We start from the raw sequence: 19,690 nt of genomic DNA on the forward strand, positions 1-19,690 counted from the left end.
TATCAAAAACTTCAAGAGATTTGGCTAAAAAGCCCAGTACATTTACTGGGCTTTTTTTGAGGTTGATACGTTAAGCAACGTAATCTATAGGAATGCCATCTACTTCTGAAACCAAGTTTTCAAAAGAGAAAATCTCATCCAGTTGCGCTTGAGTCAGCAGACCGCGCTCTAAAACCACCTCTTGAATGGTTTTATTTTCAGCAATACATTGTTTACCAATTTCATCACACAATGCATGGCCCAAGAGTGGATCAAGCAGCGTAATAATCCCGACACTACGCATCACTGCATCATGGCAAGCCTGTTCATTTGCTTTGATGCCACGTACACATTTTTCATCTAGGCTTTGAATTGCATGTGTAAGCAATTCAATTGATTCATTCAATGAAATTGCAATCACAGGTTCCATTACATTGAGTTGTAATTGCCCCGCTTCTGCCGCGAAGGTAATGGTTAAATCATTACCAATCACCTTAAATGCAATCTGATTTACAACTTCTGGAATAACTGGATTTACTTTTGCAGGCATAATTGATGAGCCAGCTTGTAATTCAGGTAATTGGATTTCACCCAAACCAGTACGAGGACCTGAACTTAGCAAACGTAAATCATTGCTAATCTTCGAAAGTTTACATGCAAGACGTTTTAAGGCACTCGATAAAATAATAAAGACGCCACAATCACTGGTTGCTTCAACATAGTCTTCAGCACCAACTAAATTTAAACCTGTAATTTGTTTCAAACACGAAACTACTTTTACAGCATAGCCTTTAGGTGTATTTACACCAGTACCAATTGCAGTTGCGCCTAAATTTACTTCAAGCAACAACTCGCGTGTACGTTTAATCAGGCGGACATCTTCTTTTAATAAAGTTGCAAATGCATGAAATTCTTGCCCAAGTGTCATCGGCACCGCATCTTGAAGTTGGGTACGCCCCATTTTTAAAATATAGCGAAACTCGATTGCTTTATTCTCAAATGAAGTAATCAATTTATCCATTTGTGTGAATAATGCATCTAGAGAACAATAAGTCGATAAACGAATCGCGGTAGGATACACATCATTCGTTGATTGTGATTTGTTGATATGATCATTCGGGTGAATAATGTCATATTGACCTTTTTGATGACCTAATGATTCAAGTGCGATATTGGCAATGACTTCATTAGTGTTCATATTAATCGACGTGCCTGCCCCACCTTGATAAATATCAATTGGAAATGAGTCTTGCCATTTTTGTGTTTCATTAATTAAGTCATCACAAGCTCGCTGAATCGCCAAGCTTTGAGTTTCTGTTAATTTATTAAAACTTAGATTCGCTTGAGCAGATGCTTTCTTCACTTGTGCTAACGCACGAATAAAGTGACTATTTTGTCCAACTTTTTGCGAAGAAATTTTGAAATTTTCAATTGCGCGTAAAGTATGAATTCCGTAATAACAATCCATTGGCACTTCTTTTGCGCCAAGTAAATCATGCTCTATTCTTATGGTTGCTGCTTGAACCGTGTCCACTTTCCATTTCTCTCAGACAATGCACCCTAATGGTGCAAAGAAATAATATGGAAGATTTCAAATAAATTTTCATTAGCAGAATTGCTTAACATTACGAGCTTTTTATAATGTAATTTCTCTGCATTGTTGCTTTTGTAACAACATGTGTTGTCATTTCACTCTATTTTTCTGTTCAAAAATACCTGTTATTACTATCAATTTTTTGCCACTGCAATAATTTGAAACATGTAGCCTTTTTTTAAGCCGCAAATATCTTTCTTTTATTAAAAAAAAGTGAGCTTTTTTAGATTTAAAAATTAAGATTCATACACTTAATTTAAATTACATAAAATATACAAACAACATACAAAAACAAAACAGTATTTTAAAAATCATTCGTGCTTGAATCTGTGGCCTTATCAGTCTTGTTAGAATAGTGAATCATTTTGTCTATTCAGATGGGATTGCACAGTTATGGATATGTAAGGACAGGCATCCATTATGAATTTTTCGAATCCCACTGTTGTTGTGTTCGTGGTGTATATTATCGCCATGCTTGGTATCGGTTTATACGCCTATTTTTCTACCAAAAACCTTGATGATTATATTCTTGGAGGACGAAGCCTAGGTAGTTTCGTTACTGCTTTATCTGCGGGTGCATCCGATATGAGTGGTTGGCTACTCATGGGTTTACCTGGGGCAATCTATTTGACAGGTTTATCTGAATCATGGATTGCAATTGGCTTAATCATTGGTGCATGGCTCAACTGGTATCTCGTGGCTGGACGTTTACGCGTTCATACTGAAGTTCAGAATAATGCGCTTACGTTACCAGATTATTTCACTGGTCGTTTTGATGACCAGAAAAAGATCTTACGTGTAACTTCCGCACTGATTATTCTCATCTTTTTCGCGATTTATTGTGCTTCTGGCATGGTAGCTGGTGCACGTCTATTTGAAACATTGTTCCACTTACCTTACCAAACCGCTTTATGGCTTGGTGCGTTTGCAACAATCGGATATGTTTGTATCGGTGGCTTCTTGGCAATCAGTTGGACAGATACGTTCCAAGCTGGTCTGATGATTTTTGCGTTATTGCTTTTACCTATCGTCACATACATGTCTTTGGGTGTAGGTGTCGAAGAATTTACAGCAATTCTTGAGAGTGCACGCCCACACGCTTATGATTTTGTTTCAAATTTAAGTATCGTTGGTATTCTTTCAGCAGCTGCTTGGGGCTTGGGTTATTTTGGTCAACCTCATATTCTAGTTCGTTTTATGGCTGCTGATTCTGTTAAGTCAATCCCTGCTGCTCGTCGTATCGGTATGATATGGATGATTTTATGCTTGGCAGGTGCAGTTGGTTCTGGTTTTATCGGGATTGCGTATTTCCATCAACATCCTGAATTTGCAGCGGTTGTGACAGCTAACCCTGAAACAGTATTCATGGAACTCACTAAAATTTTATTCAACCCTTGGGTTGTTGGTGTGATCCTTGCTGCAATTTTATCAGCAGTCATGAGTACATTAAGTTGTCAGTTATTGGTATGTTCAAGTGCATTAACTGAAGATTTATACAAAGGCTTGATCCGTAAAAATGCAACTCAAAAAGAGTTAGTTTGGATTGGTCGAGGAATGGTACTCGCTGTTGCAATGTTGGCGCTTGCTTTAGCTCAAAACCCCGATAGTAAAGTACTTGGCTTAGTTTCTTATGCTTGGGCTGGCTTCGGTGCTGCTTTCGGTCCATTGATTATCATGTCATTGTTCTGGAAACGTATGACGCTAAACGGCGCTTTAGCGGGTATGGTGATCGGTGCAATTACAGTGATTGTTTGGAAAAATGTATTTGCTAGTACTGGTATTTATGAAATTATTCCTGGTTTCATTTTTGCTTTGATCAGTATTGTTGTGGTGAGCTTACTTGGTAAAGCACCTAACGCAACTGTGACTGGTCGTTTTGAACAAGCAGATGAAATCTATACGAGAGAAATGAAATAAAATTTCTGACTAAAATTTAAGGGGGCTTTCGAGCCCCTTTGTTTTATTTAATCTTTTATTAAAATTTGGTTCTTGATTTAATTTTTATTTTAGAGCTGTCTTTCACAACCTGCATCACAGGATAACTACGCGTTTCCTTTACCCCAGGAAGTTGCCATAAAATTTGTCCTGCGATACGACGAAACTCCTCCATCCCTGCACTACGTAATTTGATCAAAAAGTCGAAGCCACCACTCACCATATGACACTCAACAATTTCAGGATATTGCGTTACCGCATCAATAAAATCCTCGAGCACATTTGGGGTGGTTTTATCTAAAAGCACCTCAACAAACACAAGAAAACTCGCATTTAACTTATTCGGATTGAGTTTTGCCTCATATCCCAAGATAAATTCATCCTTCGTCAACTTTTGGACACGAGCCATGACGGCAGTCGGCGAAAGGTTCACTAATTCAGCCAATTTACTGTTGGAAATTCTTCCATCTGTTTGAAGAATATCCAGAATTTTCAGATCGGTACGATCTAATGTATAAATAGGGCCATTCAACTGAATTTTCCTCTAAAAAATAGGTAAATTATAGTGAGTTACTCGGGTTTTATTCTGTAATCATAAATTATCTAAACCTCTCTACTCAATATGTTCTAGAGATTGTTATTGGAATTTAGTATGAATACATTGGATACTCCTGCACAAATGGACACAGCTCACACAGACGGTTATATCACCGAATTTAAAGAAAAAAGTGAGTTTGAGCAACGCATTAATACAGCTTGGCGACGTGCTGAGCCTGAAGCGGTTAAACAACTTGCAGAAGCAGCAGATATTTCTCCTGATCTTGATCAAAAAATTTATGAATTAGCATTCAGTCTTGCACATAATTTACGTGAACGTAAAAGCTCGGCTGGAAAAGCAGGTATTGTTCAAGGTTTACTCCAAGAGTTCTCACTTTCTTCACAAGAAGGTGTGGCATTGATGTGTTTGGCAGAAGCATTACTTCGTATTCCAGATACAGCAACACGTGATTTATTAATTCGTGACAAGATCAACCAAGGCAACTGGAAAGAGCATTTAGGTCAAAGTAACCTGATGTTCGTAAACGCCGCTGCTTGGGGTTTAATGCTGACTGGCAAGTTAATGGAAACACCTAAACAAACCAGTTTATCAAGTATTTTAACAGGTCTTCTCGCTCGCAGTGGACGTGGCATCATTCGTAAAGCGGTTGATGTCGCGATGCGTATGATGGGTGAGCAATTCGTTACGGGTGAAACCATCGAAGAAGCACTTGAACATGCAAAACCATTTGAACACAAAGGTTTCCGCTATTCATACGATATGCTCGGTGAAGCTGCGCTAACTGATCATGATGCTGAGCGTTATTATAACGATTACACTCAAGCGATTCATGCCATTGGTAAAGCATCAAACGGGCGTGGTGTTTATGAAGGTCCTGGTATCTCGATTAAGCTCTCTGCTTTACACCCACGTTACCAACGTGCGCAAATTGATCGTGTACATCATGAGCTTTACAACAAAGTTTTCGAACTTGCATGCTTAGCAAAACAATATGACATCGGCTTAAACATCGATGCTGAAGAATCTGAACGTTTAGAAATTTCACTCGAATTGCTTGAGCGTTTATGTTTCGAACCAAAACTTGCGAATTGGAAAGGCATTGGTTTCGTTATTCAGGCTTATCAAAAACGTTGTTTCTACGTGGTTGATTATATCGTTGATCTTGCAAAACGCAGTAACAAACGCCTCATGATCCGTTTGGTGAAAGGTGCATATTGGGATAGCGAAATCAAGAAAGCGCAAATTGACGGCATGACTGACTACCCTGTGTTTACTCGTAAAGTTCACACTGATTTGTCATACATTGCTTGTGCGAAGAAGCTTCTTGCTGCACCAGATCAAGTCTATCCGCAATTTGCAACGCACAATGCACAATCACTTGCAACGATTTATACACTTGCAGACCCAAGCAAATATTATCCAGGTCAATATGAGTTCCAATGCCTACACGGTATGGGCGAACCTTTGTATGAGCAAGTTGTAGGTCCAAAAGCAGACAATAAACTTGGTGTGCCATGCCGCGTCTATGCGCCAGTGGGTAACCATGAAACTTTACTCGCTTACTTGGTACGTCGTTTACTTGAAAATGGTGCAAATACCTCATTCGTAAACCGTATTGCAGACAAGACATTAAAAGTTGAAGACTTAATTCAGTCTCCAATTAATGATATTCAAACTGCTGCGAAAGATGAAGGTCAGATTGGCTTAAAGCATCCTGCGATTCCACTTCCGCATGATCTTTACCCATTACGTCTGAACTCAAGTGGTTTTGATTTAAATAACGACCAGCCTTTAGCTGCATTAGATACAACAGCACAAAAACTCCGTAGCCATATTTGGAAAAGTGCGCCTTTACTTGGATTTGAATCAACAATTCACGATCAAAGTAATGCGATTGCAATTACAAACCCTGCACAAAATAGTGAAATTGTCGGTCATGTGAATGAAGCGACTAGTGCGGATGTACAACTGGCATTAGAAGCAGCTGTACAAGCTGAACACAGCTGGGCTGCAACAGATAAAGTTGAACGTGCAGCTTGCTTAAAACGCGCTGCAGATTTGATGGAAGCTCGCATCCAAGAATTGATGGTATTACTTTGCCGTGAAAGTGGTAAAACTTATGCCAATGCGATTGCAGAAGTTCGTGAAGCCGTTGATTTCTTGCGTTACTACGCGACACAAATCGAAAACTTGCCTGCAAATGCACAAGTAAAGCCATTAGGTACAGTTTTGTGTATTAGCCCATGGAACTTCCCTCTTGCGATTTTCTCTGGTCAAATTGCTGCTGCATTGGTCAGTGGTAACTGTGTGATTGCCAAACCTGCTGAACAAACACCATTGATTGCAGCGCAAGCCGTTCAAATGCTTTGGGAAGCTGGTGTGCCACACGGCGTTGTTCAACTTCTGCCGGGTCGTGGTGAAACTGTTGGTGCTCAACTTAGCCAAGATGATCGCATTCAAGGCATTATGTTTACGGGTTCGACAGAAGTTGCAAAAATCTTGCAAAAAACTGTGACAAAACGTTTATCTCCAAATGGTCAACCGATTCCGCTCATCGCGGAAACAGGTGGTCAAAATGCGATGATCGTAGATTCTTCTGCACTCACTGAACAAGTCGTTCTCGATGTTGTAAGCTCTGCATTTGACAGTGCTGGTCAACGTTGTTCTGCACTTCGTATCTTATGTGTGCAAGAAGACAGTGCTGCAACTGTGATTAAAATGTTGAAAGGTGCAATGCAGCAGTTGATCGTAGGCAACCCTGCAATCTTAAAAACTGACATTGGCCCTGTTATCGATATTGAAGCGAAACAAACCATCGATACGCACATTCAAAAGATGAAATCTAAGGGCTACCCTGTTCATCAATTGATGTTTAACGATGCTGTAAGCCAACAGACACTTGCACAAGGTACATTTGTTCCGCCAACAGCGATTGAATTACCAAATCTTGATGACTTAGAGCGCGAAGTTTTTGGTCCTGTTTTGCACATCATTACCTATAAATATGGTGAACTTGAGCAATTGATTGATCGTATCAATGCAAAAGGCTACGGCTTAACTATGGGTCTACACACACGTATTGATGAAACGATTAATAGTGTCATCCAACGTGCAGAAGTGGGCAACTTATATATCAACCGTAATATCGTTGGTGCAGTCGTTGGCGTGCAACCATTTGGTGGTGAAGGCCTATCTGGTACTGGTCCTAAAGCTGGTGGTCCACTGTATATGTACCGCTTAATGGAACATTGTTCAGAGAAAGTTTTAGCAACACCTTTTGCGGTTAAAGCTGAAATCTCTCAGTTTGATGCTTTATCAAATGTTGCTTACCAGAACTTGTTGACTTGGGCTAAGCAAAACATGCCTCACGCAATTCCGACAATTCCAGCATTTGGTGTTGGTAAATTCTACGAGTTGCAAGGCCCAACAGGTGAAAGCAATCAATACATTATCTTGCCTCGTCATCGTGTGCTTTCGATTGCCAATGATGAAGCGAGCCAGTTACAACAGTTATTAGCGATTTTCTCCGTCAGTAGTACTGCTGCTGTGTTGAAAGACAATGCATTCTTAGTAAAACACAAAGCGTCTTTACCAAAAGATGTCTTAGATGCAATCACTGTGATTTCAAGTGTTGAAAAAGATGCGTTTGATGCAGTGCTTCATCATGGTTCTGTTGAACAGTTACAAGATTTGCAAACTAAAGTTGCTGCCCGTTCAGGTGCGATTGTCGGGATTACCCAGTTACAAGCAAATGAACAAATTCCTTTAGAACGTCTTGTTATCGAACGTGCAATCAGTGTGAATACGGCTGCAGCAGGTGGCAATGCAAGCTTGATGACTTTATCTGAAGACTAATTTAAGTCTCTTGCGGAACTTCAGTCGTTCCTCATCCCAGCCCGAATCATGTTTACATGGTTCGGGTTTTTATTTTCTAGCTTTGAAGCAAATGGATTTCAGCAAAAACTTCCCTACGATCATTTAAATAAAACTAATTCGTTTAAATCAGGGATAATCATAATTTCCCTGCACCTTTAACTGCTTTTTTGATACCATTCGGCTTTAGATTTCAGCTGTAGCTTTCTTTTTATGACCGTATCTTATCAACAGCAACTTCAAGAGAAAGTTGAACGCATTACCGCACAATTCGCTCCGTTCAATCCCCCAACTTTAGAAGTGTTTCAATCACCTGAACAACACTTTCGTATGCGCGCAGAGTTTCGTATCTGGCATACCGAAAATGATTTGTTCTATGCCATGTTTGAACGTGCTGAAGATGGTAAACAAAAAGAAGTTATACGAGTTGATGAGTTTCCTATCGCAGATCAAAGCATCAATGATTTGATGCCACGTTTATTAGAAGAATTAAAAGCAATTTCTATTTTATCGCAACGTATTTTTGAAGCTGATTTCCTCGCCACATTGAGCGGAGAAATGTTGGTGACTTTAATTTATCATCGCCGTTTAGATGCAGATTGGGAAATCGCTGCGAAAGCTTTAGCAGAAAAGCTGAATATTAAAATTATGGGGCGTAGCCGTGGCCAAAAAGTGATTATTGGTGACGACTACGTGGTTGAACAATTCAATGTTCATGGTCGTACTTTTAAATACAAACAAATTGAAAGTAGCTTTACACAACCCAATGCACAAGTATGTCAACATATGTTGGAGTGGGCGTGTGATGCTGCCGCAAGCTCTGAGAAAGACCTATTAGAATTGTACTGCGGCAATGGTAATTTTACTCTACCACTGTCTTTGAAATTTAAACGTGTCCTTGCAACTGAACTTGCTAAATCTTCAGTCTACGCAGCGCAATGGAACATTGAGCAAAATCAGATTGAGAATATTCAGGTGGCGCGTTTATCTGCAGAAGAGTTTACTCAGGCGTATCAAGGTGAACGTGAATTTAGACGTTTGCAGGAAGCTCAGATCGACATTCAAAGCTACGACTTTGACACGGTATTTGTCGATCCACCGCGCGCGGGAATTGATGACGAAACGTTGAAGCTCTTACAAGGCTTTAAGCGTATTCTTTATATTTCATGCAATCCAGATACCTTACATGATAATTTAAAAACACTCAGTCAAACACATCGCATTATAAAATTTGCCATGTTCGATCAATTCCCTTTTACTCATCATGTGGAATCTGGTGTACTGCTCGAAAAGATTTAAACAAATTATTGCAAAGTAACCATTAAAAATAGAGAGTTCTCATAACTCTCTATTTTTATTTAAAGTTTTTACTAGAAAAAATGATGTTTTTCAAAGATCAAGTCATTCAACTGTCATAATTTCGTTAGAAACAAAAAGAATCATCGAAAAAATTGAAGATCAACTGCTGCTTTTATCACTTAAGCTGACTTGTATTTTATTTTAAAGTGACTATATTTCGATATATGTTAGGTTGTATATGAAGGCTCTATGAGTTTTTGGCAAAAATTGTTTAATGCAGATCAGCAATATAATGAACACAAGAATCAAACCTCTTGCGTTGAAAATGATTGTTCTTGCAAATCAAATGAACAACTACTGGATGCTTTAGTCAAAGCGACAGATGAAGATGTGATTAAAGGTATAAAGAAAGTTCTCATTTCCCGAGGCTATAGCCGCAAAGAGCTTCTTGCTCTTATCAAAACGCCAATTCAATAAAAATAAACGCTTCTCATCTTCTAATGCCTAGAAGATGAGAAGTTGATTAATTACAATTCTCTTGAGCAATTTCAGCAACGATTGGACCTAAATTAAAAGTCTTGTCATGACGTTTAGTTTTGGATAAATATAAACTTGAAATTGAACCATCGAGATACAACGCATTATCAATTTTTAAATTTTGCTTGAAAAATTGTGCGAACTGATAAAAATTGACCCGTTGTTGTGAAATCACAAAATACAACTGATTATTTCTAACACCGACTCCATTTCTTATTTTTAGAGAATTTGAATCTGCTAAAAATTGGCGATTTACTTGGCCTTTATAAACCAACATTGGTCCAGACTGCGTAGCAAACCGTGGCTTAAATCTCATGGATTTATAATCTGTCGTTGTTTTAATTACAGCATATTTATCATTCCATGCAAGCACGCCATTTGGTTGCATAAAAAAATTACCAAATCCTTGCGCTTCATTAAGTTCAACAATTTCTTTACCCTCCTCAACATATAAACCGACAGGTTGAAAATCAGGGTGATACATACCTGCGTTCATAGCAAAACTTAACTGTTCACATGTTGGAAGCATTTTTTGGATATGAGCAAATTTTTGATAATAACGAGCAGTCTTTGGATCTTTTAGGAAAAGTCTGAGTTGCTGTAAATGGTCTACTTTAATTACATCGTATGAAATATTGTCTACTTTAATTATTTGATGCTGCATCGCATAAACATGAGACATACAAATACTGACCAATGAGGCTATAAACCATTTTTTTAGCATAATTTAATATTGTTCAAATCGACTAACCGCATTGTCCCACAATGTGTTTCAACATAAAAAGAATAGATACAATCTCCACACATAATCGTATAAATGAGTCTTTAAATGCACTCGATAGATTTATATTTTTTGATTAAAATACATCTGTAAATACAATAGTCTTATATGAGTATGCAGCAAATACAGCAACATTTCCCTCTCGGTGCGCACCTAATTGTTAAACACTTTGGCTATAGTCATCATGGTATTTATGCAGGTCGTGGGCGAGTTATTCATTATTCAGGTTTTGCCCATATTTTTAAAAAACGTCCGATTAAAATGACCTCAATTCAGCGCTTTGCTCGGCCCTATGAAATTTGTCCTGTACAGAGCCTCGTTTTATACATCAAAATGATGTTACGCAGACAAGCGAAGAAATCTATGCCTGAATATTTATTGCCAGAAGAAAAACAGGCGAAAGATTAAAACGCGTAGGCTTTATCAGATTAATGATTTATCGTTTATATTAACTCCCATAGATTCGGACATTTCATTAGGGCCAGATAAAACATAAACTTTCATATTCGCAATGAACAACCATCCGAAACTTAGGCTATTTTTAATTTAACTGAGATTGCTTTTCAAGATCAGCAATATTCCAGCCATACTGAACAGTTTATTGTGAATGCGCTGCGTAATTCAGGTCAATTAACCCTTTCACTGGTTGCTGAATATAACAAGTGATGGGGCACATTGCATTTTCTCCTGTTTCCATTTCCGCTGGATCAACAGGTTGGTATGGTCTTGGGCCAGTCTCAGTTCAACCTGAATATTAAGCACAAGGTGTAGGCTCAAAGCTAATCAATGAGGGTTTAGCGGCATTAAAAGATTTGGGAGCAGCAGGATGTGTATTGCTTGATGAACCTGAATATTATGGCAGATTTGGCTTTAAAGCGGATTCAAGACTGGTTTTAGAAAATGTACCTGCTGAATATTTTCAGGTGCTTGCTTTCTCCAAAACCATCCCAACAGGTAGCGTTGTTTATGCCCAAGCTTTCAACGCAACAGCATAATATTAAATCAATACACCAAATTTACACGCAAAATTAAAAAAAGCTCAGGGATTAGTTCCATGAGCTTTTTTTATCAATCTAACGATTTGTTTGATATTACTTTGCAGCAGTTGCTTCAGTCGTAATATTCACAGTGATCTTATCTCCAACATTTGGCACGTAGTTACCGATACCAAATGCAGAGCGGTTAAAGCTTGTTGTGGCATTAAAACCAATCGCTGGCACTTTCGCCATTGGATGCTCGCCTTGTTTATTCAGCACAGCATCCAATACCACCGGCTTAGTCACACCTTTAACGGTTAAATTACCTGTAATTTTGAAGTGTTTCTTGTCTTTGGTTTCTACTTTGGTACTTTTAAAAGTAATGTTTGGATATTTCGCAGCATTAAACCAAGCTTCTTCTTGGAATTCCTTATCCAACGCAGCAACATTGGTATTTACGCTGCTTAAAGGGATCGTCACTTCTACAGATGAATTTGAAGGTTTTGCATTATCAACTTTAATTGTACCTTGAATATCAGTAAAGTTCGCGCTTGGTGTAGAGAAACCAAAATGGTTCCAGCTAAACACGGTGGCTGTATGGGTTGGGTCAATTTTATAGTCGACTGGGGCAGCCAAAGCAACTGAACTTGCAATGGCAACTGATAAACCGAGGCTTAATGTTTTAAATTGCATTTTTCGTATCCTTGTTTGATATAAGCAATAGTTTATAGATCAAGTATTTTTATTCACTATTCTTTATAAAACGATATGTTTCATCCGTGCAACAATAAAAACGTTACAGCACATATCAAACACAATTATCATAAGACCATTAGGTAGTGGACAATTGATCTGAGGAATAACATGATCGATTGATAAATTTAGATTTAAATTCTTAAAGATAAACAAAAAGGTAGAATATGACTCATACAGTTCAAGCTCTAAATACCCCAACCCCTTATCGTGTTACGTTGACGGATTCTTCGGGTCATACTTGGTATGCAGATGAACCAACAGATAAAGGTGGTCAAGACTCAGCTCCTAACCCAATTCAACTGCTACTTTCAGCTTTAGGTGCGTGCACAACCATTACACTGGAAATGTATGCAAACCATAAAGGAATTAAACTTGATCATGTTCAGGTTGATTTGGCTTTAAACCCAAATGGTGAACCTGAAGCAGGTCAAAACAATATTGAGCGTAAAATTACACTAAAAGGTGAATTTACCGAAGAACAGCATAAACGCTTATTAAAAGTTGCGGAAAGTTGTCCTGTTCATAAATTATTAACGTCTAATATTTCAATTCAGAGTGCATTAAGTATTGGGTAAACTTATATCAGTAGACTTGTTGTCAATTTAGGTTTCAGCAAGTCATCTCTTCACAAGAACAGGTTAGGCCTAAACCGGTCTAGAATTGCGACCTAAAGTCAACTTTGTTTAAAGAATATTGTCGCCTTAGTTGAAGATAACTACACTTTCGCTAGTGTGCTTTTAAAAAACTATGCATCATTATAAGCATATTGAATGATACGAAGCACTTTTCCTTCCGGAGACAGGCCATTTTCTGCAGCTAAATCGCTTAAAAGCTCTTTAACTAAGAAAATTTCTAGAAAGTAACTATATACTCGTCCATTTACTGTAAATTCGAGTCCCCCTTCATCTGGTTCAATCATAATGATTGTCTCTGAATTTAGTGTCCATGGTTTTGCTGAGTAAATTGTTTCTTCCTCAGAATATTCTTCTATCTGTACTAAAGCTTCCAATAAATTCATATTATTATTCTCCTCAGATGGATTATTGATATTTTCATTAGCTTATATAGATTCAATATAATTAATTAACTACATTCAACCAAACAAATCATCTCATTTTTCTTTTTACTCCTGTGCCTTATCATAAAAAAAGCGCCCTTAATCAGAGCGCTTTTTTTATACCACTTAATTCGATTAAGCAGTCAATTCTTTAACAGCAGCAACAACCGCTTCAGTGGTGATACCGAAGAATTGGAACAGATCTTTGGCTGGTGCAGATTCGCCATAGGTGGTCATACCGATCACTTTGCCGTCTAAACCAACAAATTTCCACCAGTAGTCTACATGAGCCGCTTCAACCGCTACACGGGCACGAATATGTGCAGGTAATACAGCTTCACGGTAAGCAGCATCTTGCTTCATAAACTCTTCTGCACATGGCATAGACACGACACGCACACCTTCAAGTTGTGCATATGCTTCCATTGCCAATGAAACTTCAGAACCTGTTGCAATAATGATTGCTTTCAACTCACCTTTCTCTTCAGCAAGTACATAACCACCTTTTGCAGCGTTTTGAATTTGAGCTTCATTACGTGCTTGAAATGGCAAGTTTTGACGAGAGAAAATTAATGCGGTTGGACCATCTTTACGTTGTAACGCAGATTTCCAAGAAATTGCAGCTTCAACTGTATCGCATGGACGCCAAGTATTTAAGTTTGGTGTACCGCGTAACGATGCAATTTGTTCGATTGGTTGATGCGTAGGACCATCTTCACCTAAGCCGATCGAATCATGTGTATAAACATGAATCACACGTTGCTTCATCAATGCCGACATACGTACCGCATTACGTGCATATTCCATAAACATTAAGAATGTTGCAACGTAAGGAACAAAACCACCGTGTAAAGCTACACCATTTGCGATTGCGGTCATACCGAATTCACGAACACCGTAATACACGTAGTTACCCGCTGGATTTTCTTGTACGCCTTGGCAACCTTTCCAAAGTGTTAAGTTAGAGCCAGCCAAGTCAGCAGAACCACCTAATAATTCAGGGAGTAATGGACCGAATGCCTGTAAAGTATTTTGGCTGGCTTTACGAGTTGCAATCGTTTCTGCTTTTGCATTGGTTTCAGCAATAAAGGCATCGGCTTGTGCTGCAAATTCAGCAGGTAAATCACCATTGATACGACGTAATAATTCAGCCGCTTCAGTTGGATATTTTGCTTGGTATTGAGCAAATAATTCATTCCAAGCTGTTTCAGATGTTTGACCTTTTGCTTTTGCATCCCAAGCAGCATAAACATCTTCAGGAATAACAAATGCGTCTTCTTTCCAACCTAATGCTTCACGTGTTAAAGCAATTTCATCTTTGCCCAATGGCGCACCGTGGCAATCTTCTTTACCTTGTTTGTTTGGTGAGCCTAAACCAATAATCGTTTTACAGATAATAATTGTTGGCTTATTGCTTTCAGCTTTCGCTTCAACAGTTGCTTGACGAATCGCATCAGCATCATGACCATCTACGCGAAGCACTTGCCAACCATAGGCTTTGAAACGTTGTTCAGTATCATCACTGAACCAGCCTTCTACTTCACCATCAATTGAAATCCCGTTGTCATCGTAGTAAGCAATCAACTTACCTAGACCCAAAGTACCTGCAAGTGAACATACTTCGTGCGAAATACCTTCCATCAAGCAGCCATCACCCAAGAAGCAGTAAGTGAAGTGATCAACAACGTTTAAACCATCTTTGTTAAATTGTGCAGCTAAAGTTTTTTCAGCTAAAGCGAAACCAACTGCGTTAGCAATGCCCTGACCCAATGGACCAGTTGTTGTTTCGATACCAGGTGCGTAGCCATATTCTGGGTGACCTGGTGTTTTAGAATGTAATTGACGGAATTGTTTTAAATCTTCAATAGATAACTCATAACCTGTCAAATGCAATAATGCATATTGCAACATTGAGCCGTGACCATTTGACAATACAAAACGGTCGCGGTTCGCCCACTGTGGGTTACTTGGGTTATGATTTAAAAATTCGCGCCAAACTACGTCAGCGATATCTGCCATCCCCATTGGAGCACCAGGATGCCCTGAGTTTGCTTGTTGCACAGCATCCATAGCCAAGACACGAATTGCATTTGCAATACGACGTTCATTTAAAGGGGTTGTCATAAGTCAGAATCCGATTAAATCAAATAAGATGAGAGAAGATGAGAAATCATCTTTCAAAAACTGCGACTATTGTCTTAAAAAAACAAGATGGGGTAAAGTGCAATACACGATATTTCTTATATTTTGATCATTCAAATACAATTCTTTATATAAATGCTCACCATCTAAACAACCACTAAAATGCATTCACGCCAATATGAAAATTTACAATTCAGAAAAACTTTATTAATTAAAGCATTAATATTAGTTCTACTGATACACATATCAATAAAAACACAATGAAAATGAAATAAATTCATGCATTTTAGTCAGCTTATGCTAGTCCTATCCGCCAAGTCGATGTAACATACTCTGTCTTTTTGAAAATAACCATGATAGGACGTTCATGCGCGAGTATGCTGTTTTTACTTCAGAATCTGTAAGCGAAGGTCATCCAGACAAAATGGCTGACCAAATTAGTGATGCTATTTTAGATGCAATCCTAAAAGAAGACCCGTATGCGCGTGTCGCTTGTGAAACATTAGTAAAAACAGGTGCGGTTGTTCTTGCTGGTGAAATTACAACGACAGCAAATGTCGACTTTGAAGCAATTGTGCGTCAAACCGTAAATGGTATTGGCTACCATCACTCTGATTTAGGTTTTGATGGTTCAACTTGTGCCGTGATCAATATGATCGGTAAACAATCTCCTGAGATTGCACAAGGTGTTGACCGCCAGAAACCTGAAGATCAAGGTGCGGGTGACCAAGGCTTAATGTTCGGTTATGCAAGTCGTGAAACTGACGTACTCATGCCTGCCCCAATTTCTTATGCGCATCGTTTAATGGAGCGTCAAGCAGAATTACGCCGTTCAGGTGCTTTACCTTGGTTGCGCCCTGATGCAAAAAGCCAAGTAACATTTGCTTATGAAAATGGTATGCCAGTGCGTCTAGATGCTGTGGTACTTTCAACTCAGCACGATCCTGAAATTAGTCAAGCTAACTTAAAAGAAGCTGTGATTGAAGAAATCGTAAAACCGATTATTCCTGCTGAAATGTTCCATGCGGGTACAAAATTCCATATCAATCCAACAGGTATGTTTGTGATTGGTGGTCCTGTAGGTGACTGTGGTCTAACTGGTCGTAAGATTATTGTAGATACTTATGGCGGTATGGCACGTCATGGTGGCGGTGCTTTCTCTGGTAAAGATCCATCAAAAGTTGACCGTTCTGCGGCCTATGCAGGTCGTTATGTTGCAAAAAATATTGTTGCAGCCGGTTTAGCGGATAAATGTGAAATCCAAGTCAGTTATGCAATTGGTGTTGCTGAACCGACTTCGATTTCAATCAATACTTTCAATACAGGTAAAGTATCAAACGAATTAATCATTCAATTGGTTCGTGAGCACTTTGATTTACGTCCATACGGTATCACTCGTATGCTGAACCTAATTCAGCCAATGTATAAGCAGACAGCTGCTTATGGCCACTTTGGTCGTGAGGGTTCAGACACTGCATTTACTTGGGAAAAGACAGATAAAGTCGAAGTTCTTAAAGATGCGGCTGGGTTGTAACATCTTACCTGATTCTAAAAGCTCGCTCATAGATAGCGAGCTTTTTTTATGCTCCTCCATTATTTGCTTGAGTCGGTATTGTCCTGTTTCAAGATTTCAAACAATGATGTCTTTTGTACAGGATGATCCTCTTGATGATGCTGGGAATATAAATGTGCAAGTTTCACAATGACCACAACCGCAAAGCAGGCAGCCAGACAGAACATCCATAAGCCATAAGGGCTTCGGATATGTTGAGAACCACAGTAAGGACACTGCTTATCTGTTGAGGCGACAACCTTGTCACAACATGCACAATGATATTGGTATAACATCATTCTTCCTTCCACTTACTATTTACAACAATTTCTTTCGTCACACTTTTATCCTATGAGAAAAAAAATCAGAATTCAATCTAGTTTTAAAGGCAATTCATTCAAATTAACAATTCTCTTGGATACATTCTAAAGAAGATATACAAAGCTAGATTCAACTAACGCTCAGTATTATTTTGATCTTTCACATAATTTGTTAAAATATATCTTTCAAATCATAGATGACATTACTATGGCTCAATTGATCAATAAAGGTGGATTTCGTGAACGAGCTAATCGAAGTCGTTCATATAAACAATCTGAAAATGAAATAACAAATCTCCCTCCTACCCACTATCAACCTCAGAGCAAAGAACAACAAACACCAGATAAAACAGAATCTAAACAAGAGCAAAGTGTAAAAATTAAAGCATAAAAAAGCACATCAACTAGGATGTGCTTTTTAAGTGTATCAACGACTAATTAACATCTTTGAATTCAATTTTCTTTTGATCAGGTTGAACTTCTCTCGCTTCGCCATCAATAATGGTTGAGTCACGATATTGACCACCACCTTGTTGTTGATTCTGCATGTCCTGCATTTGACGCATGAGATCAGCAAATGGATTCTGACCAGCAGCATTACCACCCATTCCACCCATCATTTGATCCATCATCGCCTGTTGACGCTTTGCCATTGCTTTCATCAACATATTTCTAAACGCTGTTTGAACTGCAGGAATTAAAACCAATACAGCCAATACATCAGAAATTAAACCAGGAATCATTAACAAGAAACCCGACATTGCAATTGCTAATTTTTTAGTAACAGCAGGATCAGCTCCAAGTTTACCTGTCATCTGCATTTGTTGCAATTGCGGCATAATATTAGATGTACTAGAACGAACGAGATTCAAACCCACGAAAAAAGTTATAACAAACCAAAAGAATACGTACCACATACTCCCAACAAGGTCGCCCACGCCGATCCATACTAATATCTCAGCAATTGCGCCAAACACTACGATAAGAAGTAGATTCATGTCAAAGTTTCGTCTATCTCAAAAATTAGAAAATAAATACAGTGATTATACTTTTGGTTAAAGCCAAAACGAAAAATATTACTGCGATATTATAATTGATGGGTACAAAAGTAGATTTATCAAGGTCTATCTTTCATTTAGATGAGAAAAGCTTTCAAATTGGTAGATACCAACTTGAAAGCAAGAACCTAGTTCACCAATTAACCACAATTTGCGCTAAGAATTTTTTTAGATTGCGGATCAATCATTACCGTCACTCGATTTTCACGGTAATCCATCGTTACGGGCTGATCTGGTCCTACACTACGCACAATTTCGGACTTGGTTTTTTGCTTAATTTGCTGTTCGGTTAAACCAGACTGCCCTACAAGTTTTTGTGCTTCATCAGCAACACATTTACTTTGATTTGCACGGAAAAATGTCCATTCCTCAATCACTTGCCCATTAGACAATTTACAATATCCAGCCTGACCATTTGCCTTATTGCGAATCTCAAGCTGACCTCCTTGTTCAACGCAGTATTGGCTTGCAGGATTTGCCATACCAATTTTAGGTGGAGTAACATCCTTGCTGGGTGTTGAAGAACACGCTGTTAATGTAGTAAGTGCTAAAGCTAAAAATAGAATTTTCTTCATAATTTGAAATCTTGCAAAAATTTAAAGATAACAAATAAATCAAAATATTATGTCTATTACTTGAAACAAAAACCCCAATTTCAGATCAACAATACATAATAGATAAGTCTATAAACAATCGGTTTTTTGTCATTTATAAGCTCCTCTAAATTCAAAATTACTGAATAATGATATATTCAACACGAATAGCCTCATCAATCAAATACTGATCCTTAATCACATAGAAATAAGGTTTGTGTTCAAGCCACTCATCGATTGCTAAAATGGCATTTGTATACCCAGTTAGAGCTGAGAAATCTTTTATTTCAATGGCATCCATAGGCTTATCCTTTTTTCTTAAGCCTAGCATAGAGTGAATATTTAGATATAGTTTAAAATTCAATCTTAATCGTCATTTTTATTGATGTTAGAAGGCTTTGTTGCACAAAGCTATTCTTGAAGGCTTCTTCAGCAATATAATTTCTACATGAAGAAGCCTGTGACTAAAACCTACCGTACAACTAATGTTTGAATTGGACAGCACCAGATTACTCCACCCTCTGTAGACGACAAAAGCATATTGATATTCCGAGCCGACAAATCTTTTTAGATCGAGATGCGCATGCAGTCATTATGATGTGTGCTTAAAAAACAGGAGGGTTTAACTTGGTAAACTATACATACTCATTAGGAGTTTACCATGAGCAAGAAACAGAA

The 19,690-nt window shown here is 38.3% G+C and carries 17 protein-coding genes and 2 pseudogenes; 9 read left to right on the plus strand and 10 right to left on the minus strand.

All coding sequences use genetic code 11. The annotated features are described in order from the left end of the window. Positions 1-70 precede the first annotated feature (70 nt). The gene (aspA, locus tag M5121_RS12375; protein ID WP_249571353.1) at positions 71-1,513 is read right to left on the minus strand and encodes an aspartate ammonia-lyase; all 1,443 of its coding nucleotides are present in this window, start codon (positions 1,511-1,513) and stop codon (positions 71-73) included. A gap of 480 nt (positions 1,514-1,993) precedes the next feature. On the opposite strand from aspA, the gene putP reads away from it, so the two are divergent. After that, on the plus strand, positions 1,994-3,490 hold the full coding sequence (gene putP, locus M5121_RS12380; protein WP_087548121.1) for a sodium/proline symporter PutP: 1,497 nt from the start codon (positions 1,994-1,996) through the stop codon (positions 3,488-3,490). Positions 3,491-3,548: 58 nt separating this feature from the next. Here the strand turns inward: putP and M5121_RS12385 are convergent, their stop codons facing one another. Next, the gene (locus tag M5121_RS12385) at positions 3,549-4,040 is read right to left on the minus strand and encodes an Lrp/AsnC ligand binding domain-containing protein (protein ID WP_004662457.1); all 492 of its coding nucleotides are present in this window, start codon (positions 4,038-4,040) and stop codon (positions 3,549-3,551) included. Between the two features lie 120 nt (positions 4,041-4,160). Between M5121_RS12385 and putA the strand changes: the two genes are divergently transcribed. The 3 genes from putA to M5121_RS12400 all read left to right on the plus strand — a co-directional run bounded on the left by putA (position 4,161) and on the right by M5121_RS12400 (position 9,716). Next, complete coding sequence (putA, locus tag M5121_RS12390) at positions 4,161-7,922, plus strand: trifunctional transcriptional regulator/proline dehydrogenase/L-glutamate gamma-semialdehyde dehydrogenase (RefSeq protein WP_249571354.1); 3,762 nt, start codon at positions 4,161-4,163, stop codon at positions 7,920-7,922. 231 nt (positions 7,923-8,153) lie between these two features. Continuing rightward, positions 8,154-9,239, plus strand: coding sequence for a tRNA (uridine(54)-C5)-methyltransferase TrmA (gene trmA, locus M5121_RS12395; protein WP_249571355.1), 1,086 nt, complete (start codon positions 8,154-8,156; stop codon positions 9,237-9,239). 249 nt (positions 9,240-9,488) lie between these two features. Further along, positions 9,489-9,716: a hypothetical protein gene (locus tag M5121_RS12400; protein ID WP_004661846.1), complete on the plus strand. Its 228-nt coding sequence runs from the start codon at positions 9,489-9,491 to the stop codon at positions 9,714-9,716. 46 nt (positions 9,717-9,762) lie between these two features. Here M5121_RS12400 and M5121_RS12405 read toward each other — a convergent pair whose 3' ends face one another. Beyond that, positions 9,763-10,500 (minus strand): phosphodiester glycosidase family protein, encoded by a 738-nt coding sequence (locus M5121_RS12405; RefSeq protein ID WP_249571356.1) that lies wholly within the window; start codon positions 10,498-10,500, stop codon positions 9,763-9,765. A 171-nt stretch (positions 10,501-10,671) separates the two neighbouring features. Here M5121_RS12405 and M5121_RS16005 point away from each other — a divergent pair. Both M5121_RS16005 and M5121_RS12415 read left to right on the plus strand, forming a co-directional pair. After that, positions 10,672-10,845, plus strand: a pseudogene (locus M5121_RS16005) (lecithin retinol acyltransferase family protein); the annotation flags it as partial. 249 nt (positions 10,846-11,094) lie between these two features. After that, positions 11,095-11,552: pseudogene (locus M5121_RS12415) on the plus strand (GNAT family N-acetyltransferase). Between the two features lie 96 nt (positions 11,553-11,648). Here M5121_RS12415 and M5121_RS12420 read toward each other — a convergent pair. Further along, entirely contained in the window at positions 11,649-12,227 is a 579-nt protein-coding gene (locus M5121_RS12420; protein WP_249571357.1) for a YceI family protein, read from the minus strand. A gap of 227 nt (positions 12,228-12,454) precedes the next feature. Here M5121_RS12420 and M5121_RS12425 point away from each other — a divergent pair, with 227 nt between their 5' ends. Continuing rightward, complete coding sequence (locus M5121_RS12425) at positions 12,455-12,865, plus strand: OsmC family protein (RefSeq protein WP_249571358.1); 411 nt, start codon at positions 12,455-12,457, stop codon at positions 12,863-12,865. A 170-nt stretch (positions 12,866-13,035) separates the two neighbouring features. Here the strand turns inward: M5121_RS12425 and M5121_RS12430 are convergent, their stop codons facing one another. Then, entirely contained in the window at positions 13,036-13,308 is a 273-nt protein-coding gene (locus tag M5121_RS12430; RefSeq protein WP_249571359.1) for a hypothetical protein, read from the minus strand. Between the two features lie 174 nt (positions 13,309-13,482). After that, positions 13,483-15,471: a transketolase gene (gene tkt, locus M5121_RS12435; protein ID WP_249571360.1), complete on the minus strand. Its 1,989-nt coding sequence runs from the start codon at positions 15,469-15,471 to the stop codon at positions 13,483-13,485. Positions 15,472-15,856: 385 nt separating this feature from the next. Here tkt and metK point away from each other — a divergent pair, with 385 nt between their 5' ends. Next, entirely contained in the window at positions 15,857-17,023 is a 1,167-nt protein-coding gene (metK, locus tag M5121_RS12440) for a methionine adenosyltransferase (protein ID WP_249571361.1), read from the plus strand. A 59-nt stretch (positions 17,024-17,082) separates the two neighbouring features. Here the strand turns inward: metK and M5121_RS12445 are convergent, their stop codons facing one another. Further along, the gene (locus M5121_RS12445) at positions 17,083-17,340 is read right to left on the minus strand and encodes a hypothetical protein (RefSeq protein ID WP_249571362.1); all 258 of its coding nucleotides are present in this window, start codon (positions 17,338-17,340) and stop codon (positions 17,083-17,085) included. 229 nt (positions 17,341-17,569) lie between these two features. Between M5121_RS12445 and M5121_RS12450 the strand changes: the two genes are divergently transcribed. After that, entirely contained in the window at positions 17,570-17,752 is a 183-nt protein-coding gene (locus M5121_RS12450; protein WP_249571363.1) for a hypothetical protein, read from the plus strand. A gap of 43 nt (positions 17,753-17,795) precedes the next feature. Here the strand turns inward: M5121_RS12450 and M5121_RS12455 are convergent, their stop codons facing one another. The 3 genes from M5121_RS12455 to M5121_RS12465 form a co-directional block, all read right to left on the minus strand. Then, entirely contained in the window at positions 17,796-18,359 is a 564-nt protein-coding gene (locus M5121_RS12455) for an FxsA family protein (RefSeq protein ID WP_249571364.1), read from the minus strand. Positions 18,360-18,559: 200 nt separating this feature from the next. Then, positions 18,560-18,994, minus strand: coding sequence for an I78 family peptidase inhibitor (locus M5121_RS12460; RefSeq protein ID WP_249571365.1), 435 nt, complete (start codon positions 18,992-18,994; stop codon positions 18,560-18,562). Positions 18,995-19,151: 157 nt separating this feature from the next. After that, a complete protein-coding gene (locus tag M5121_RS12465) occupies positions 19,152-19,313 on the minus strand; it encodes a hypothetical protein (protein WP_005159687.1) in 162 nt (53 codons plus the stop codon). Between the last annotated feature and the right edge of the window lie 377 nt (positions 19,314-19,690).

Source organism: Acinetobacter sp. ANC5681, assembly GCF_023488045.1.
Classification (GTDB): Bacteria; Pseudomonadota; Gammaproteobacteria; order Pseudomonadales; family Moraxellaceae; genus Acinetobacter.